This window comes from Chryseomicrobium sp. FSL W7-1435, from assembly GCF_038595005.1.
GTDB lineage: Bacteria > Bacillota > Bacilli > Bacillales_A > Planococcaceae > Chryseomicrobium.
In genome coordinates, this window is the sequence record NZ_CP151997.1 from 1,285,651 (window position 1) to 1,304,487 (window position 18,837).

An 18,837-nucleotide genomic window follows, 5' to 3' on the forward strand; every position below is an offset into this window, starting at 1 on the left:
TTTCTGTAACTTTTGTCAAATTACTTTCGTATCATACACAGCAAGGGGGGAACCAAGTGACTGTGAACATAATCGAAGCAGCCCAACAAGGGGATTTAGCTGCTTATGAACAACTCATCCATACATATAAAGGAACAGTTGAACGCTTCGCCTTTCAATGCGGGGCAAACTATCAAGATGTTCCAGACATTTCTCAAGAAGTATTTATACGTCTTTATCGTTTTCTCGATCAATTTAATCGTGACCGATTCACCACTTGGCTCTATAAAGTCACGTTAAACACGACCCGAGACCATTATCGAAAAGAAACACAACACTCGAAAAAAGAACAACGACTACAACAAAACGATACACAATTTGCAAGTGACTCTGAAACGACATTTATGCAGTCTGAATCTGACCGAGAACTTCACATTCAGATTCAACAACTTGATGAAAAATACCGTGTTCCACTTGTCTTATTCTATTTCCAAGATTGTTCATATTCAGAAATAGCTACTATCTTATCTCTTTCATTAGGAACAGTCAAAATCCGGATTCATCGAGCCAAGGATTTATTACGAACTGCTTTTGAAGAACAGGAGGCGAAGCTCAGTGGAAACTAATCAATTTGAAGAACGAATGAAGCGGCTTAAAAAAGGCTACGAAGAGATGGAAGAGAGAACAGATACAAAGAAAGTCATTTCTGCTTTAACAAATAAAGAACCTGAGCGATCAAAACGTCCGAAGAAAAACTGGATTGTCCCGCTGATTACAGCAGCCGCAATCTTCACGCTGTTTTTATTCGCCATGAGTATGGTCAATTCACCGACGAACTCGGCTTCAGAAGAGGAAGAAAGAGAAGAGGTCTCAGAGAGTGGGCTTGATTTTGTCTACATCTCTCAAGAAATCGACCGTCAGTACGCAGAAATTCGTGAAGAAGCGCGTTTGAAGATGGGACTTGAAGATCAAGAGTTTAGTCAGATTCAGGCGGTTGTGAATGCAGATCAAAGTCGAAACTTTTATATGTCAAGTGAGGCTATTGAGTACCATAAAGAAAATGGTTTTAACGAGAAGCAAATGATTAATTCCGCTATTGTCGATTTGAAAAGATCATTTGAAACTCCAAATGAGTTTTTAAAGCGGGAATCAGCCGACAGTAAAAATGTAAAAGCTTTTATCAGTAACTCAGACTATATTTTATACAGTTATATGTGGAAGCTGTTGGAATTTGAAAAAGTCAACTCTGGAACTGTTTTAGCAGATCTTCAAATTCCAGAAGAAGATATGAAATTATTCGAAGAGATTTTGCATCCTAAAGTTTTTCCGTTAGCAGAGTTCTATTCTTATGGGAAGCTCACAGAAGCTGGCGAGATGATTTTTCCAATCGACAAAACGGCTGAGACGTTAATTCGAGTAGAAGAGAGTATTAGTGAAGAGGATATTGCAATAAATGATCAATCTAGCCGTTTGGCAAATTTATTATTCTTAACTTTAAAAGGAACGTTTAGTGAAAACATAGAAGATCATAAAGCAGAATTGTTTGAGGATGGGTTTATTAAGTTAGAAGTTCAAAAACAGTGGGAGATACTAGCTGCTCAACCAAATACAACAGTTTTACATGTTGTATTTTCGCCTATTGTCAAAGAAATGCATGAGAGCGGGTGGACTTCGTCTAAAACTTGGGAGGCTTTCACCTATGCAGATGCGCAAAAGTTTGTATTAGAAATGGACCGTGCCAAGTACAAAACTGCTCAATTCATCGGGGAACCTGTTGTTGTAGATGCTGAATTTGAACAGAAGATTCATAGCTACTTTAAGGAGTTCGCATTAGTTCCGGACGGGGATAAGTATAAATCGTTGTCGTCTGAAGAGATTGTAGGGCTCTATTATTACTATCATCACATGGATGAAAAAGAATTGCGGCATGAGATGTATGTTTCAGGGGACAAGTATATGCTAGTTTCATTAGAGGAGTATCAAAATTGGCCATCCGAACAGATTTCCAATCTGTCTTCATTCATGAAAACACTCACGTTTGTAGATAGAGGTACAAACGAGTTTGGCGAACATACAGGACTTGTAGAAATCGAATTAACGGAAGGTGCCATGAATAGCTATTACACACCAACGCTCACATTCCAATTGATCAAAACCGAAGACGGCTGGAAAATTCCATTCATGCCTACACAATAATGTTCAGAATAATGAATAAGTCTTCATTTTATGCTATACTGAAGGTGGCCGTAGAGGCGATTTCTTTAAAACTAGAATGGAGCAATCCTTATGAAAAATTACAAAGTGGGAGATGTTGTAACGGGTATTGTCACAGGTATTCAACCATATGGGGCTTTTGTTAGTCTGTCAGATGACACGCAAGGACTTATCCACATTTCTGAAATTACGTACGGATATGTCCGCGATATCAATGACTTTTTACAAGTTGGGCAAGCCGTGAAAGTAAAGGTGCTTGAGATTGATAAGAAAGAAAGCAAGATTAGCTTATCGCTACGTGCGCTCCAAGATCTGCCGTTTTATCACAAACGTGATGAAAAGGGGCGGATTCCCTTGCAGGAACGAATCGATGAGCAAGATGCTGGCGGGTTCGACACATTGAAAAGCAAGCTAGATGGCTGGATTCGCAAATCACTCAAGTAAAAAAATAAGAAAAGGGAGTTTCTCGTAATTTGAGAAACTCCCTTTTGTTTATTGTGACCCTGTAATTAGTTTCCATAATTCGGTCAATGTCGTAATGGGAACCGCTAATGTCATAATCGAGCAAGTTAATGTCCTAATGCAAGCCGCTAACGTCACAATTAACCGAGTTAACGTAATAATCAACGTAGTAGTGCACTAAAGTTAGCGACATTTCCACATCTGAAACTAAAGTTGAGTGAAATGGAGGGGTTGACTCCAGTGGGATCAAAGTCTGCCGTGAGATCCCGCAGGAGCCTGCGACGAGGAAGCTCACGCAGCGCCCACGGAAAGTATCCCCGCAGTGGAACTCAACGTCTTACAGCGCAAAATTTCTGACCAGTCGGCTCCACATCTAATTCCGTGCATTCCGCAACTTCCGCAACCTGTACTGCAGATTCTGCCTGCTCATCCCAAGCGCCTCCGCTGCTTTCGTAATATTCCCTTCAAACTTCTCTACCGCTTTCTGCAGATAATACGTCTCCGCTTCCCGTAAATACTGATCAAGTGGCATTAAGTCTTTTTCGGATGTCAGCAGAAAATCTGAAGCGGTTACTTGCGATTTGTCTTGAACCGCTAACTTATAGCGAAACTGCACAGGTAGCAGGTCCTCTGTAAGGGTGGATTCCATCGTAAGCATAGTACACGTTTCATCTAACAATAACTCAAGCTCTTTTAAATTCCCTGGCCAATCATAGCTCAGCAATAACTCCTGTACCTTACTATCAATCGTGACCTTGCTTTGCCCGTGGCGATCTTCTAAACGGCGTAGGTAATCTTCCACAAATGGTACAATATCTTCTTTTCTTTCTCGCAGTGGGGGAACGGTAATGGTCATACTTGCAAAATAGTAGTACAGGTCGCGACTCAGTGACCGACTGGCAACCAAATCAATTGGATCACTTCCTACACTTGCTATAAAGAGGTTATGTTTTCCGGTTGAAGTTTGTAGAATGTGAAGCAACTCTTTTTGCAACTCGAGTGAGAGTAAGTCGATTCGCTCACAAAAGATAGTAGAATTCGATACATTTTTCAATTCTTCCCGGAATTTATTGACGAGCAGAGGGTCAGAACTATGACAGAACAGACTGATGAACTGATCATTCGAAGGCGTCAACTGGTGATGAATGCCTTCTGCAATCAAATCTTTACCTGTTCCTGCCTCTCCAATCAATAACAGAGGCATCCGCACTTGAGCAGCACTTTTTGCTTTCGAAATCACGAGGCGCATTGTTTCGGACACGGCGGTTAAAGAACTTAAGGTAATGGGCTCATTGTACCGACGAAGTGGTTGATAGACGAGTCGCTCAAGAGCTGTAATATCGCGAGCAAACTCAATTGCACCAATGAGTTGTCCTTGTTCAAAAATGGGATACGTATCATTGATCGTCGTGATTTCTCGTCCCTTGTTATTCCAGTACGTCTGCTTTACACGATTAACCGGCTTTCCTGTTGATAATACATGTAATAATGTACTCTCTTCTTTTTCAAACTGGAATACTTCAAGTATCGACCGGTCTTCTACATCGGTAGAATGAAGTCCTTCAATTTTTCGCATTTGATCATTATAGAGAACCGTTTTGCCATTTTTATCTATTGCATGGACACCCACTCCAACTTGGTCGATGGCAAATCGGTAAAAAGGACCTAAATATTGGGGATTTTCATTCATGATGGTCACTTCCTAAAAAAATTTGAGGAAAATACGATATATCACTTGAAAAACGCAACAATCTTTTGCATTATTATATATGTAAATGAAAACAAAGTGCAAATAATTTTTGCACTAAACTAATAAAGGGAGGATGTTTCTCGCATGATTCCATACAAACACGAAGCATTCACAGATTTCTCATTAGAAGAGAACCAACGCAAAATTAAAGAAGGTATTCAAACTGTTGAAGGATATATGGGTGAAGAGTATCCATTAATCGTAGGCGGGGAGCGTATCACAACTGAAGATAAAATCGTTTCTTACAACCCAGCTAATAAAACTGAAGCTGTAGGTAGCGTATCAAAAGCAACTCGTGACATCGCTGAAAAAGCTATGAACATTGCGGATGAAACTTTCAAAACATGGAGTAAGGTAAAGCCTGAAACTCGTGCCGATGTTCTTTTCAAAGCAGCAGCAATCATGCGTCGTCGTAAATTCGAATTTTCTGGTCTTCTTGTAAAAGAAGCAGGTAAAACTTGGCTTGAAGCAGACGTAGAAGCAGCAGAAGCAATCGACTTCCTAGAATACTACGGTCGTCAAATGCTGAAATTGAAAGAGGGTTACCCAGTAGAATCACGTCCAGGTGAGTACAACCAATTCAACTACATTCCACTAGGTGTAGCAGTAGTTATCTCTCCTTGGAACTTCCCATTTGCAATCATGGCCGGTACAGCAGTAGCAGCAATGGTAGCAGGGAACACAGTTCTATTAAAGCCAGCTTCAACTACGCCAATTGTTTCTTATAAATTTGTAGAAGTACTTGAGCAAGCAGGTATGCCAGCAGGAGTTGTTAACTTCATCCCAGGTTCTGGTGCTGAAATTGGTGACTACCTAGTTGAACACCCACGCACTCGTATGATCAGCTTCACAGGTTCACGTGATGTAGGTCTTGGAATCGTTGAAAAATCAGCAAAACTTTCTCCAGGTCAAATCTGGATCAAACGCACAATCCTTGAGATGGGCGGAAAAGATACAATTGTTGTAGATAAAGAAGCAGACTTAGAATTAGCGGCAACATCTATCGTGAAATCAGCATTTGGTTTCAGCGGTCAGAAATGTTCAGCATGTTCACGTGCTGTAATTGTTGAAGATGTATACGATCAAGTCGTAGCTCGCGTAAAAGAGTTAACGGATGAATTAACTGTCGGTGTTCCAGATAACGACGAGCACTTCATGGGTCCTGTTATCGATGGTTCAGCATTCAAAAAAATCATGGAATACGTTGAAATCGGTAAAGGTGAAGGCGAATTGTTAACAGGTGGTACAGGTGACGATTCAAAAGGATTCTTCATTCAACCAACTATTTTCAAAGATGTTGATCCACAAGCGCGCTTAATGCAAGAAGAAATCTTTGGCCCAGTACTTGCAATTGCTTCGGCAAAAGACTTTGATCACGCATTAGAAATCGCTAATAACACTGAATACGGTTTAACAGGTGCTGTTATCTCAACAAACCGTATGAACATTGAAAAAGCTCGTGAAGAGTTCCACGTTGGAAACTTATACTTCAACCGTGGCTGTACGGGAGCAATCGTTGGTTACCAACCATTCGGTGGTTTCAACATGTCAGGTACAGATTCAAAAGCAGGTGGACCGGATTACATCCAGTTGCACATGCAAGCTAAAACAACTTCAGAAATGCTGTAATCTCGTCAAAAGGGCAGGCCATCACCTTGGTGCGTCTGCCCTTTTGTACATAGATAAGGAGGAACAATGATGTCAAAAACAACTGCAGTTATCGAACAAACTGAAAAATTTGGTGCTAATAACTACCATCCACTACCAATCGTCATCTCAGAAGCACAAGGGGTATGGGTAACTGATCCAGAAGGTAACAAGTTCATGGATATGCTTTCGGCTTACTCTGCTGTTAATCAAGGACACCGTCACCCACGAATTATACAAGCTTTAAAAGACCAAGCTGACCGAGTTACGCTAACATCACGAGCATTCCATAACGATCAATTAGGTCCTTGGTATGAGCTGATTACTAAATTATCTGGAAAAGAAATGGCTCTTCCGATGAACACAGGTGCTGAAGCTGTCGAGACAGCATTTAAAGCAGCACGTCGTTGGGCTTATGATGTAAAAAGTGTAGCTGAAGATCAAGCAGAAATTATCGCTTGTGAAGGCAACTTCCACGGTCGTACGATGACTGCTGTATCTCTTTCTTCAGATCCAGAATACAAGCGTGGATTTGGGCCGATGCTGCCTGGGATCAAGTTGATTCCTTATGGTGATTTGGATGCATTAAGAGCTGCTATCACTCCAAATACAGCTGCTTTTATGATGGAACCAATCCAAGGAGAAGCAGGTATTGTCATTCCACCAGCCGGTTTCATGAAAGCTGCAAAAGAATTATGTGAAGAGCACAATGTATTATTCATTGCTGACGAAATTCAAGCAGGTCTTGCTCGTACGGGTCGTATGTTTGCTTCTGAATGGGAAGGCGTTCACCCGGATATGTACATTTTAGGAAAAGCTTTAGGCGGTGGCGTATTCCCAATCTCTTGCGTCGTTGCGGATCGTGATATTCTTGGTGTATTCAACCCAGGTTCACACGGATCAACATTTGGTGGAAATCCATTAGCGTGTGCAGTGTCAATTGCTTCATTAGAAGTTTTGATTGACGAAGACCTTGCTAAGAAATCAGAAGAACTAGGGAATTACTTCAAAGAAGAACTTCAAAAATTAGATCATTCTTCTATTAAAGAAGTTCGTGGCCGTGGATTATTTATCGGTCTTGAGTTAAACGAAGCAGCTCGTCCATATTGCGAGCAGTTGAAAGAGCTTGGCTTACTTTGTAAAGAAACACACGACACAGTGATTAGATTTGCTCCACCACTTGTCATTACTAAAGAAGAATTAGACTGGGCATTAGAGCGCATAAAAAAAGTTTTTGCATAACAAATTCCAATTGACTATGGTACAATGAATCTGAATTCTACTATTACTATTAAAGAGGCGAATTGATAAAATGGCTGAAAATTTAAACCTGTTTACATCGACACAGGCAGTTGTTCAAGAGGCACTAGACAAACTGGGCTACGATCAAGCAATGTACGAACTTTTAAAAGAACCTTTACGTATGCTTACAGTGCGTATCCCTGTCCGTATGGACGATAACACTGTAAAAGTATTTACAGGATACCGCGCTCAGCATAATGATGCGGTTGGACCAACTAAAGGTGGCGTACGTTTCCACCCTGGTGTTACAGATGAAGAAGTAAAAGCCCTTTCTATGTGGATGACATTAAAATGTGGTATCGTCGATCTTCCATACGGTGGAGGTAAAGGTGGCGTCACATGTGATCCACGTGAGATGTCAATGGGAGAACTAGAACGTTTAAGTCGTGGGTACGTTCGTGCAGTCAGTCAAATTGTTGGACCGACTAAAGATATTCCTGCTCCAGACGTATTTACAAATGCACAAATCATGGCGTGGATGATGGATGAGTACAGCCGAATCGATGAATTCAACTCACCTGGATTTATCACTGGGAAGCCACTTGTTCTTGGAGGCTCTCAAGGTCGCGACCGTGCAACTGCACAAGGAGTTACTATTTGTATCAATGAAGCGGCTAAAAAAGTCGGCATTGATATGACAGGTGCTCGTGTTGTCATTCAAGGTTTCGGTAACGCCGGCAGTTTCCTTGCAAAATTCTTGAGTGATCAAGGAGCAAAAGTAATTGGTATTTCAGATGCATACGGTGCTCTACATGACCCTAATGGATTAGATATCGACTATCTACTGGACCGTCGTGATTCTTTCGGAACCGTTACAACGCTATTTGAAAACACGATTTCAAACCAAGAATTACTAGAATTAGATTGTGACATCCTAGTGCCAGCTGCTATTGAGAACCAAATCACAGCTGACAATGCACATAATGTCAAAGCAACAATTGTAGTAGAGGCAGCGAATGGTCCTACAACAACTGAAGCAACTAAAATTCTTCATGATCGTGGTATTTTATTAGTTCCAGACGTATTAGCTTCCGCTGGTGGAGTGACAGTATCTTACTTCGAATGGGTACAGAATAATCAAGGTTATTACTGGACTGAAGAAGAAGTAAGTGAAAAGCTTCATAAAAAGATGGTAGTTGCGTTTGAGAACATCTACAACGTAGCTTCTACACGCAATATCAATATGCGTTTAGCTGCTTATATGGTTGGTGTACGTCGAACAGCAGAAGCATCTCGCTTCCGTGGTTGGGTTTAATCACCCAAAGCTCCCTTTAGTGGGAGCTTTTTTGATGCCAAGTATTGGACCTTCCGTTAGCAGTCATGTAGGATAAAGTAGATAAAGAGAGGAGCGGTTGTATGAATTCATTTAGTTTTTATAACCCTGTAAAATTAATTTTCGGTAAAGGTCAATTGTCTTCGCTTTCAAAAGAGTTAGCGCCATTCGGTAAAAAGATTCTTGTCGTTTACGGCGGGGGGAGTATCAAAAAGAGTGGTCTTTACGATAAAGTTATGGCCGAACTTTCAAACGGTGGCTTCGAAGTATTCGAACTTTCAGGAGTAGAGCCGAATCCACGCCTATCCACTGCCAAAAAAGGTATCGAGATTTGTAAAGAAAACAATGTCGATGCAGTTCTTGCAGTAGGTGGGGGATCAGTCATCGATTGCTCTAAGTTAATTATTGCTGGAGCTAAATACGATGGAGATGCTTGGGACTTTGTAACACGCAAGGCGCAACCTGAAGATGCTTTACCACTTGCTACTGTGCTGACATTAGCTGCAACTGGTTCAGAAATGAATGCGGGCTCTGTTATCACGAACCAAGAAACGGAAGAGAAGTACGGATGGGGAAGTCCACTAAGTTTCCCTAAATTCTCGATTCTTGACCCAGAGTACACTTTTACAGTACCGGCCGATCAAACGGTTTACGGGATTGTGGATATGATGTCTCATATGTTCGAGCAATATTACAACAATGGAACAAATACTCCGGTCCAAGATGAGATGATCGAAGGGGTGTTGCGAGCTGTTATTGCTACTGCACCGAAATTAATGGAAGACTTAACAAGCTACGAACACCGTGAGACGATTCTATTTGCAGGTACTCTTGGGTTGAACAATTTCTTACAGATGGGCTACAACGGTGACTGGGCAAGCCACAATATCGAGCATGCTGTTTCAGCAATCTATGATATTCCACACGCAGGAGGCTTGGCGATCATCTTCCCTGAGTGGATGCGTCACAACGTTAAAGTGAATCCTGCCCGATTTGCACGTATGGCTGTCAAAGTCTTTGGTGTAAATCCTGATGGAAAATCGGATGAGCAAATTGCAAATGAAGGAATCGACCAACTGGTTGAGTTCTGGACATCAATTGGTGCACCTCAAAAATTAAGTGATTATAAAATTGGAGATGACCGTATTGAAGACATGGTAGACAAGACACTTGTTTACGGTCCATTCGGTAACTTCAACAAACTTCAAGCTGAAGATGTTCGCAGCATTTTAAAAGCAGCTCTATAGAAAAAAACACACAATGCGTTATTTCGCATCGTGTGTTTTTAATGTTGTAGGAGGTTCTTTGTGGTGCTTCCAAGACTTCACGCCGTCATCTTCATCAAACGAAATAACAACGTCTGTCACACCCGGCTGACTTAAGAGAAGTTTTGAAAGATCTTCTTGAATATCATCGATTTTATCAAATGTAAGAGTGCGATCGATTTCAAGTAGTGTTTCAACGTGCAAATATTCGCCTTCTTTAACAACTTCAAGTGTTTTGATGTCTTTAATCTTTGGATTGTCAGAAATTAAATAAGCAATATGATTTAGCATTTGCTCATCAGTTTCTCCAATGACTCCACGTGCATTTTCTAAGAAAACACGTACTACTACATAGAACATCATGAGTCCGATAAGAATGGAGACCATACCTTCGATTGCCAGAAAATCAGTAAAGTACGCGATGATTACTGCAAGAGCAGCTAATAAGTTACCAACTGTAGCCACGATGTCTTCCATGAAAACAAGTTTAGTTGCAGGCTTCGCTCTGTTTAAGTTTGCGAAACTTTTAGTAAGTGGCGCCCAAAATCCGCCTGTAACGTGTGCTTCATGTAATACTTCTTTACCTGCCTTGTAGAGGACAAACATCTCTAATAGAAATGCTACCAATAGTACAACAAGGACAATGACTATCCCGCCAGACTCAGTTGGGTGTAAAATATGGTGCCAACCTTCCTTGATAGTCTCATATGCAAGTATTCCTACTATAAGAATTGCACCTAATACGACAAGATTGACTAACCGGCCAAATCCATTGGGAAATCGTGGGGTAGGCGCCTTTTTAGAAAGGGCCGAACCGATGAATACAAAAAATTGATTGGCAGCGTCTCCAAATGAGTGCATCATTTCTGCGAACATGGCCACATTACCTGTAAGTAAAAATGCGCCACCTTTCATAAATGCTATAAACGTGTTTACTACTGCGGCCATCAAGGAAGGCTTGTTACCGCCTTTTAATAACCCTGAAAATTCACTCTCTCAACTTTCCTCCTAGTCGATTGCTTCGATTTCCATTGCGATAATATAAGGTTGTTTCTTTAATAAATGATAAAACTCATTCGGTTTCACTTTGTTCACCATTGATATACGCAGCTTCAACTCATGTTGTGGTATTAATTCTAGCGAGTGGTCTCGGATTTGCATATCTTGTATCTTTCCACCTTGTGACTGGATATATTCAATAGCATCATCAATATAATTTGCATCTTTCAGCCAAAGGTGAAGAGATAAATCACGCATACGCAATCGCTTAGGTCCAATCTTATTCAAAAGAGGGGGGATGATTTCAATGCCGACTAAAACTACAAACACACTGAATGCCGCTTCTATATAGAAGCCTGCACCTACGGCGATTCCTATTCCTCCAGCTCCCCAGATCATAGCGGCAGTAGTTAAGCCACTAATACTATCATGGCCTTTTCGTAAAATAACTCCCGCTCCTAAGAAGCCGATACCACTAACTATTTGTGCAGCCAAACGCAAAGGATCCATTGTAATGTTTACACCGTCTCTACCCTCAGCCATATATGCCGCTTCAATTGATATGTAGGTGAGTAGGCAGCTGAATGTAGCAATGACTACTGAAGTTTTTAAACCGACTGGTTTCTTCTTTAGTTCCCGTTCTAATCCAATAATTAAACTTAAAAGAGCAGCTAAACTTAATTTTATTAGGATCTCGCTGTACTCAACTAGAATTTCCACTTCATCGACTCCTTTTCAATATTCTCTCATATATATATGAAGTGAAAAAGATAGCAAATGAAATAGTTTACGCTTTTTTAAAATAGGGGTTGCTATTTAAATGAGTACGAGGTATATTATTACTTGTCCTTAAAATAATATCAGTCGCATTGATAAATTATTTTAAAAAAGTGTTTGACACTGAATGGGACATCGAGTTATACTAAGTGAGTCGCCAAAATGAGTGACGCACGAAATGAACATTGAAAACTGAACATGCAAGACGTCAAGATAGAGCGTCACCGCCCCGACCCCTGTTGGGTGTGCGTGACGCAAACACGAACCAAGTCACTTCCTATAAACGGATGTGGTGGACGTTCAAAAATGGATATCGTTACTTTTTAAAAGTAACAGATGCCAGCAACAAAATGAGCTTATATTAAGTTCTCTTTATGGAGAGTTTGATCCTGGCTCAGGACGAACGCTGGCGGCGTGCCTAATACATGCAAGTCGAGCGGATGAAAAGAGGAGCTTGCTCCTCTCGATTCAGCGGCGGACGGGTGAGTAACACGTGGGCAACCTGCCCTGTAGATTGGGATAACTCCGGGAAACCGGGGCTAATACCGAATAATCCATCGGACCTCATGGTCCGATGTTGAAAGACGGTTTCGGCTGTCACTACAGGATGGGCCCGCGGCGCATTAGCTAGTTGGTGAGGTAACGGCTCACCAAGGCCACGATGCGTAGCCGACCTGAGAGGGTGATCGGCCACACTGGGACTGAGACACGGCCCAGACTCCTACGGGAGGCAGCAGTAGGGAATCTTCCACAATGGACGAAAGTCTGATGGAGCAACGCCGCGTGAGTGAAGAAGGTTCTCGGATCGTAAAACTCTGTTGTGAGGGAAGAACAAGTACCGGAGTAACTGTCGGTACCTTGACGGTACCTCATTAGAAAGCCACGGCTAACTACGTGCCAGCAGCCGCGGTAATACGTAGGTGGCAAGCGTTGTCCGGAATCATTGGGCGTAAAGCGCGCGCAGGCGGTCCCTTAAGTCTGATGTGAAAGCCCACGGCTCAACCGTGGAGGGTCATTGGAAACTGGGGGACTTGAGTGCAGAAGAGGAAAGCGGAATTCCAAGTGTAGCGGTGAAATGCGTAGAGATTTGGAGGAACACCAGTGGCGAAGGCGGCTTTCTGGTCTGTAACTGACGCTGAGGCGCGAAAGCGTGGGGAGCAAACAGGATTAGATACCCTGGTAGTCCACGCCGTAAACGATGAGTGCTAAGTGTTAGGGGGTTTCCGCCCCTTAGTGCTGCAGCTAACGCATTAAGCACTCCGCCTGGGGAGTACGGTCGCAAGACTGAAACTCAAAGGAATTGACGGGGGCCCGCACAAGCGGTGGAGCATGTGGTTTAATTCGAAGCAACGCGAAGAACCTTACCAGGTCTTGACATCCCGCCGACCGCCTAGGAGACTAGGCCTTCCCTTCGGGGACGGCGGTGACAGGTGGTGCATGGTTGTCGTCAGCTCGTGTCGTGAGATGTTGGGTTAAGTCCCGCAACGAGCGCAACCCTTGATCTTAGTTGCCAGCATTCAGTTGGGCACTCTAAGGTGACTGCCGGTGACAAACCGGAGGAAGGTGGGGATGACGTCAAATCATCATGCCCCTTATGACCTGGGCTACACACGTGCTACAATGGATGGTACAAAGGGCTGCAAACCCGCGAGGGCAAGCCAATCCCATAAAACCATTCTCAGTTCGGATTGTAGGCTGCAACTCGCCTACATGAAGCTGGAATCGCTAGTAATCGTGGATCAGCATGCCACGGTGAATACGTTCCCGGGCCTTGTACACACCGCCCGTCACACCACGAGAGTTTGTAACACCCGAAGTCGGTGGGGTAACCATTTATGGAGCCAGCCGCCGAAGGTGGGACAGATGATTGGGGTGAAGTCGTAACAAGGTAGCCGTATCGGAAGGTGCGGCTGGATCACCTCCTTTCTAAGGAATATTTCGGAACAGACCTTTTGGTCTGAGACTTGACGTCTTGCAGTTCAGTTTTGAATGTTCATACATTCAGAACCTGTTCTTTGAAAACTGGATAGAACGACATTGATTGTAACAAACACAACGTCAAGCAATTGACGTGTGACCTTAAGTCTCTTCTTTTTTAGAGGAGCACTAACTTAGGTTAAGTTAGGAAGGGCGCACGGTGGATGCCTTGGCACTAGGAGCCTATGAAGGACGGCACTAACACCGATATGCTTCGGGGAGCTGTAAGTGAGCTTTGATCCGGAGATTTCCGAATGGGGAAACCCAGCATGCGTAATGGCATGTTACCTTCCAGTGAATACATAGCTGGTCGGAGGCAGACCCAGGGAACTGAAACATCTAAGTACCTGGAGGAAGAGAAAGAAAAATCGATTCCCTGAGTAGCGGCGAGCGAAACGGGAAGAGCCCAAACCAAGAGGCTTGCCTCTTGGGGTTGTAGGACACTCTATACGGAGTTACAAAGGCGATAGGTAGACGAAGCGGTCTGGAAAGGCCCACGACACGAGGTAAAAGTCCTGTAGTCCAAACTTATTGCCCTCCAGAGTGTATCCTGAGTACGGCGGAACACGTGAAATTCCGTCGGAATCCGGGAGGACCATCTCCCAAGGCTAAATACTCCCTAGTGACCGATAGTGAACCAGTACCGTGAGGGAAAGGTGAAAAGCACCCCGGAAGGGGAGTGAAACAGATCCTGAAACCGTGTGCCTACAAGTAGTTAGAGCCCGTTAATGGGTGATAGCGTGCCTTTTGTAGAATGAACCGGCGAGTTACGATTCCATGCAAGGTTAAGTCGAGGAGACGGAGCCGCAGCGAAAGCGAGTCTGAATAGGGCGAATGAGTATGGGGTCGTAGACCCGAAACCAGGTGATCTACCCATGTCCAGGATGAAGGTGAGGTAACACTCACTGGAGGTCCGAACCCACGCACGTTGAAAAGTGCGGGGATGAGGTGTGGGTAGCGGAGAAATTCCAATCGAACCTGGAGATAGCTGGTTCTCTCCGAAATAGCTTTAGGGCTAGCCTCAGATAAAGAATCTCGGAGGTAGAGCACTGTTTGGACTAGGGGCCCATCCCGGGTTACCGAATTCAGACAAACTCCGAATGCCGATGATTTGTATCTGGGAGTCAGACTGCGAGTGATAAGATCCGTAGTCAAGAGGGAAACAGCCCAGACCACCAGCTAAGGTCCCAAAGTAACCGTTAAGTGGAAAAGGATGTGGCGTTGCTTAGACAACCAGGATGTTGGCTTAGAAGCAGCCATCATTTAAAGAGTGCGTAATAGCTCACTGGTCGAGTGACGCTGCGCCGAAAATGTATCGGGGCTAAACGGTTCACCGAAGCTGTGGATGCATACCTAGGGTATGCGTGGTAGGAGAGCGTTCTAAGGGCGTCGAAGCTTGACCGGAAGGACAGGTGGAGCGCTTAGAAGTGAGAATGCCGGTATGAGTAGCGAAAGATGGGTGAGAATCCCATCCACCGTATGACCAAGGTTTCCTGAGGAAGGCTCGTCCGCTCAGGGTCAGTCGGGACCTAAGTCGAGGCCGATAGGCGTAGACGATGGACAACAGGTTGATATTCCTGTACCACCTCCCCGCCATTTGAGTGATGGGGGGACGCAGTAGGATAGGGAAGCGTGCGGTTGGATGTGCACGTTCAAGCAGTGAGGTGTGATGTGAGGCAAATCCCGCATCTACAACACCAGGCTGTGACGAGGAGGACGTAGTCCGAAGTTTCTGATTTCACGCTGCCAAGAAAAGCCTCTAGCGAGGCGGGAGGTGCCCGTACCGCAAACCGACACAGGTGGTCGAGGAGAGAATCCTAAGGTGAGCGAGTGAACTCTCGTTAAGGAACTCGGCAAAATGACCCCGTAACTTCGGGAGAAGGGGTGCTCTGACAGGGTGAAAGCCCGAGAGAGCCGCAGTGAATAGGCCCAGGCGACTGTTTAGCAAAAACACAGGTCTCTGCAAAACCGTAAGGTGACGTATAGGGGCTGACGCCTGCCCGGTGCTGGAAGGTTAAGAGGAGTGCTTAGCGCAAGCGAAGGTGCGAATTGAAGCCCCAGTAAACGGCGGCCGTAACTATAACGGTCCTAAGGTAGCGAAATTCCTTGTCGGGTAAGTTCCGACCCGCACGAAAGGCGTAACGATCTGGGCACTGTCTCAACGAGAGACTCGGTGAAATTATAGTACCTGTGAAGATGCAGGTTACCCGCGACAGGACGGAAAGACCCCGTGGAGCTTTACTGTAGCCTGATATTGAACTTTGGTGCAACTTGTACAGGATAGGTAGGAGCCTAAGAGCCCGGAGCGCCAGCTTCGGAGGAGGCGTCGGTGGGATACTACCCTGGTTGTATTGAAGTTCTAACCCATGCCCGTTACCCGGGCAGGAGACAGTGTCAGGCGGACAGTTTGACTGGGGCGGTCGCCTCCTAAAGTGTAACGGAGGCGCCCAAAGGTTCCCTCAGAATGGTTGGAAATCATTCGTAGAGTGTAAAGGCATAAGGGAGCTTGACTGCGAGACCTACAAGTCGAGCAGGGTCGAAAGACGGGCTTAGTGATCCGGTGGTTCCGCATGGAAGGGCCATCGCTCAACGGATAAAAGCTACCCCGGGGATAACAGGCTTATCTCCCCCAAGAGTCCACATCGACGGGGAGGTTTGGCACCTCGATGTCGGCTCATCGCATCCTGGGGCTGTAGTCGGTCCCAAGGGTTGGGCTGTTCGCCCATTAAAGCGGTACGCGAGCTGGGTTCAGAACGTCGTGAGACAGTTCGGTCCCTATCCGTCGTGGGCGTAGGAAATTTGAGAGGAGCTGTCCTTAGTACGAGAGGACCGGGATGGACACACCGCTGGTGTACCAGTTGTCTTGCCAAAGGCATCGCTGGGTAGCTATGTGTGGACGGGATAAGTGCTGAAAGCATCTAAGCATGAAGCCCCCCTCAAGATGAGATTTCCCATTACGCAAGTAAGTAAGATCCCTCAAAGACGATGAGGTAGATAGGTTCGGGGTGGAAGCACAGCGATGTGTGGAGCTGACGAATACTAATCGATCGAGGACTTAACCAAAAAAAATCAATGGAGTTCTATCCAGTTTTGAAAGAACAAATTTTATTGAGAAAACACTTGTATTCGCAGGTGGGTTTGATATAATAAAGCTTGTCTTTCAACATATGAATAGCCAGTCTAGTGACGATGGCGAAGAGGTCACACCCGTTCCCATACCGAACACGGAAGTTAAGCTCTTCAGCGCCGATGGTAGTTGGGGGTCTCCCCCTGTGAGAGTAGGACGTCGCTAGGCAAATGGAGGATTAGCTCAGCTGGGAGAGCACCTGCCTTACAAGCAGGGGGTCGGCGGTTCGATCCCGTCATCCTCCACCATTTTTTATCAAATCAACACCGTGCCGGTGTAGCTCAACTGGTAGAGCAACTGACTTGTAATCAGTAGGTTGAGGGTTCAAGTCCTTTCGCCGGCACCACTTCAAGAGAGCCATTAGCTCAGTTGGTAGAGCATCTGACTTTTAATCAGAGGGTCGAAGGTTCGAGTCCTTCATGGCTCACCATTTATATGAACATGCGGGTGTGGCGGAACTGGCAGACGCACTAGACTTAGGATCTAGCGCCGCAAGGCGTGGGGGTTCGACTCCCTTCACCCGCACCATTTTCATATAGTATTTCTTGCCACGCGGAAGTAGTTCAGTGGTAGAACACCACCTTGCCAAGGTGGGGGTCGCGAGTTCGAACCTCGTCTTCCGCTCCATTATTTTTTTGCCCAAATCACCCTTGCCGGGGTGGCGGAACTGGCAGACGCACAGGACTTAAAATCCTGCGGTAGGTGACTACCGTACCGGTTCGATTCCGGTCCTCGGCACCACTTATACTATGCGCCCGTAGCTCAATTGGATAGAGTACTTGACTACGAATCAAGCGGTTAGAGGTTCGAGTCCTCTCGGGCGCGCCATAATACGAGAAGTAGCTCAGCTTGGTAGAGCACTTGGTTTGGGACCAAGGGGTCGCAGGTTCGAATCCTGTCTTCTCGACCATTTACCCTTTAAGGGGCCTTAGCTCAGCTGGGAGAGCGCCTGCCTTGCACGCAGGAGGTCAGCGGTTCGATCCCGCTAGGCTCCACCAATTTCATTTATACTTATCATGGCGGCCTAGCTCAGCTGGCTAGAGCGTACGGTTCATACCCGTGAGGTCGGGGGTTCGATCCCCTCGGCCGCCATCTTAAGGACCTTTAGCTCAGTTGGTTAGAGCAGACGGCTCATAACCGTCCGGTCGCAGGTTCGAGTCCTGCAAGGTCCACCAGTATAGTCTTATAACAGCGGAGGTATACCCAAGTTCGGCTGAAGGGATCGGTCTTGAAAACCGACAGGCGGGTTAAACCGCGCGGGGGTTCGAATCCCTCTACCTCCTCCATTTTTATCTAAGAACTTAATAGTATTGTCGCGGGGTGGAGCAGTTCGGTAGCTCGTCGGGCTCATAACCCGAAGGTCGCAGGTTCAAATCCTGCCCCCGCAACCAAAAGGTCCCGTGGTGTAGCGGTTAACATGCCTGCCTGTCACGCAGGAGATCGCGGGTTCGATTCCCGTCGGGACCGCCATTTTTTTGAAAAATACATAATCGGCTCAGTAGCTCAGTTGGTAGAGCAAAGGACTGAAAATCCTTGTGTCGGCGGTTCGATTCCGTCCTGAGCCACCATTTGCGGGTGTAGTTTAGTGGTAAAACCCCAGCCTTCCAAGCTGGTGATGAGGGTTCGATTCCCTTCACCCGCTCCAAATGGGCCTATAGCTCAGCTGGTTAGAGCGCACGCCTGATAAGCGTGAGGTCGATGGTTCGAGTCCATTTAGGCCCACCATGTATTCCGAAGTAGCTCAGTTGGTAGAGCATCCGGCTGTTAACCGGCAGGTCGCAGGTTCGAGTCCTGCCTTCGGAGCCATTGATGGGGAAGTACTCAAGTGGCTGAAGAGGCGCCCCTGCTAAGGGTGTAGGTCGGGCAACCGGCGCGAGGGTTCAAATCCCTCCTTCTCCGCCATCATGCATTGGCCCCTTGGTCAAGCGGTTAAGACACCGCCCTTTCACGGCGGTAACACGGGTTCGAATCCCGTAGGGGTCATCGCAAAAAGCACGTTCTTCTAATTTGAAGAACGTGCTTTCTTTATGTTCTAAAATAGTTTGAACTTGTTTAGCTCGAGTAT

General features: G+C 45.3%; 10 protein-coding genes, 20 tRNA genes and 3 rRNA genes. 30 read left to right on the plus strand and 3 right to left on the minus strand.

The window, feature by feature from the left end:
- Positions 1-56: 56 nt before the first annotated feature.
- The 3 genes from MKY84_RS06515 to yugI all read left to right on the plus strand — a co-directional run bounded on the left by MKY84_RS06515 (position 57) and on the right by yugI (position 2,637).
- Positions 57-605, plus strand: coding sequence for an RNA polymerase sigma factor (locus MKY84_RS06515; protein ID WP_342528772.1), 549 nt, complete (start codon positions 57-59; stop codon positions 603-605).
- Positions 595-2,175 (plus strand): hypothetical protein, encoded by a 1,581-nt coding sequence (locus MKY84_RS06520; RefSeq protein WP_342528773.1) that lies wholly within the window; start codon positions 595-597, stop codon positions 2,173-2,175. The genes MKY84_RS06515 and MKY84_RS06520 overlap by 11 nt, the downstream gene beginning before the upstream one ends.
- Positions 2,176-2,265: 90 nt before the next feature.
- Entirely contained in the window at positions 2,266-2,637 is a 372-nt protein-coding gene (yugI, locus tag MKY84_RS06525; RefSeq protein ID WP_342528774.1) for a S1 domain-containing post-transcriptional regulator GSP13, read from the plus strand.
- A 391-nt stretch (positions 2,638-3,028) separates the two neighbouring features.
- Here the strand turns inward: yugI and MKY84_RS06530 are convergent, their stop codons facing one another.
- Positions 3,029-4,345: a sigma 54-interacting transcriptional regulator gene (locus MKY84_RS06530; protein WP_342528775.1), complete on the minus strand. Its 1,317-nt coding sequence runs from the start codon at positions 4,343-4,345 to the stop codon at positions 3,029-3,031.
- Positions 4,346-4,489: 144 nt separating this feature from the next.
- Here MKY84_RS06530 and pruA point away from each other — a divergent pair, with 144 nt between their 5' ends.
- The 4 genes from pruA (at position 4,490) to MKY84_RS06550 (ending at position 9,874) form a co-directional block, all read left to right on the plus strand.
- Entirely contained in the window at positions 4,490-6,034 is a 1,545-nt protein-coding gene (gene pruA / locus MKY84_RS06535; RefSeq protein ID WP_342528776.1) for an L-glutamate gamma-semialdehyde dehydrogenase, read from the plus strand.
- 69 nt (positions 6,035-6,103) lie between these two features.
- Complete coding sequence (locus MKY84_RS06540; RefSeq protein WP_342528777.1) at positions 6,104-7,294, plus strand: ornithine--oxo-acid transaminase; 1,191 nt, start codon at positions 6,104-6,106, stop codon at positions 7,292-7,294.
- A 70-nt stretch (positions 7,295-7,364) separates the two neighbouring features.
- Complete coding sequence (locus MKY84_RS06545) at positions 7,365-8,609, plus strand: Glu/Leu/Phe/Val dehydrogenase (protein ID WP_342528778.1); 1,245 nt, start codon at positions 7,365-7,367, stop codon at positions 8,607-8,609.
- A gap of 101 nt (positions 8,610-8,710) precedes the next feature.
- On the plus strand, positions 8,711-9,874 hold the full coding sequence (locus tag MKY84_RS06550) for an iron-containing alcohol dehydrogenase (protein ID WP_342528779.1): 1,164 nt from the start codon (positions 8,711-8,713) through the stop codon (positions 9,872-9,874).
- Positions 9,875-9,892: 18 nt separating this feature from the next.
- Here the strand turns inward: MKY84_RS06550 and MKY84_RS06555 are convergent, their stop codons facing one another.
- On the minus strand, positions 9,893-10,840 hold the full coding sequence (locus MKY84_RS06555) for a cation diffusion facilitator family transporter (protein ID WP_342528780.1): 948 nt from the start codon (positions 10,838-10,840) through the stop codon (positions 9,893-9,895).
- A 60-nt stretch (positions 10,841-10,900) separates the two neighbouring features.
- Positions 10,901-11,611 (minus strand): MgtC/SapB family protein, encoded by a 711-nt coding sequence (locus tag MKY84_RS06560; protein ID WP_342528781.1) that lies wholly within the window; start codon positions 11,609-11,611, stop codon positions 10,901-10,903.
- A gap of 428 nt (positions 11,612-12,039) precedes the next feature.
- On the opposite strand from MKY84_RS06560, the gene MKY84_RS06565 reads away from it, so the two are divergent.
- The 23 genes from MKY84_RS06565 to MKY84_RS06675 all read left to right on the plus strand — a co-directional run bounded on the left by MKY84_RS06565 (position 12,040) and on the right by MKY84_RS06675 (position 18,755).
- Positions 12,040-13,594 (plus strand): 16S ribosomal RNA (locus MKY84_RS06565).
- A 188-nt stretch (positions 13,595-13,782) separates the two neighbouring features.
- Positions 13,783-16,708, plus strand: a 23S ribosomal RNA gene (locus MKY84_RS06570).
- Positions 16,709-16,824: 116 nt separating this feature from the next.
- A 5S ribosomal RNA gene (gene rrf, locus MKY84_RS06575) occupies positions 16,825-16,940 on the plus strand.
- The 16S, 23S and 5S rRNA genes sit together here with 20 tRNA genes alongside, the layout of an rRNA operon.
- A 4-nt stretch (positions 16,941-16,944) precedes the next feature.
- Positions 16,945-17,020, plus strand: a tRNA-Val gene (locus MKY84_RS06580).
- Positions 17,021-17,042: 22 nt separating this feature from the next.
- Positions 17,043-17,118: transfer RNA gene (locus tag MKY84_RS06585), tRNA-Thr, on the plus strand.
- An 8-nt stretch (positions 17,119-17,126) separates the two neighbouring features.
- Positions 17,127-17,202 (plus strand) — tRNA-Lys (locus tag MKY84_RS06590).
- Positions 17,203-17,215: 13 nt separating this feature from the next.
- A tRNA-Leu gene (locus MKY84_RS06595) sits at positions 17,216-17,300 on the plus strand.
- Positions 17,301-17,324: 24 nt separating this feature from the next.
- Positions 17,325-17,399: transfer RNA gene (locus MKY84_RS06600), tRNA-Gly, on the plus strand.
- Between the two features lie 25 nt (positions 17,400-17,424).
- Positions 17,425-17,513, plus strand: a tRNA-Leu gene (locus tag MKY84_RS06605).
- Between the two features lie 10 nt (positions 17,514-17,523).
- A tRNA-Arg gene (locus tag MKY84_RS06610) sits at positions 17,524-17,600 on the plus strand.
- Positions 17,601-17,605: 5 nt separating this feature from the next.
- A tRNA-Pro gene (locus tag MKY84_RS06615) sits at positions 17,606-17,682 on the plus strand.
- Between the two features lie 12 nt (positions 17,683-17,694).
- Positions 17,695-17,770 (plus strand) — tRNA-Ala (locus MKY84_RS06620).
- Between the two features lie 20 nt (positions 17,771-17,790).
- Positions 17,791-17,864 (plus strand) — tRNA-Met (locus MKY84_RS06625).
- Positions 17,865-17,870: 6 nt separating this feature from the next.
- Positions 17,871-17,947 (plus strand) — tRNA-Ile (locus tag MKY84_RS06630).
- An 18-nt stretch (positions 17,948-17,965) separates the two neighbouring features.
- Positions 17,966-18,058 (plus strand) — tRNA-Ser (locus tag MKY84_RS06635).
- A 28-nt stretch (positions 18,059-18,086) separates the two neighbouring features.
- Positions 18,087-18,163 (plus strand) — tRNA-Met (locus MKY84_RS06640).
- Between the two features lie 3 nt (positions 18,164-18,166).
- A tRNA-Asp gene (locus MKY84_RS06645) sits at positions 18,167-18,242 on the plus strand.
- A gap of 22 nt (positions 18,243-18,264) precedes the next feature.
- Positions 18,265-18,340: transfer RNA gene (locus tag MKY84_RS06650), tRNA-Phe, on the plus strand.
- A 3-nt stretch (positions 18,341-18,343) separates the two neighbouring features.
- Positions 18,344-18,417, plus strand: a tRNA-Gly gene (locus tag MKY84_RS06655).
- Positions 18,418-18,420: 3 nt separating this feature from the next.
- Positions 18,421-18,497: transfer RNA gene (locus MKY84_RS06660), tRNA-Ile, on the plus strand.
- A gap of 5 nt (positions 18,498-18,502) precedes the next feature.
- Positions 18,503-18,578 (plus strand) — tRNA-Asn (locus MKY84_RS06665).
- A 5-nt stretch (positions 18,579-18,583) separates the two neighbouring features.
- Positions 18,584-18,674 (plus strand) — tRNA-Ser (locus MKY84_RS06670).
- Between the two features lie 9 nt (positions 18,675-18,683).
- Positions 18,684-18,755 (plus strand) — tRNA-Glu (locus MKY84_RS06675).
- Positions 18,756-18,837: the final 82 nt, after the last annotated feature.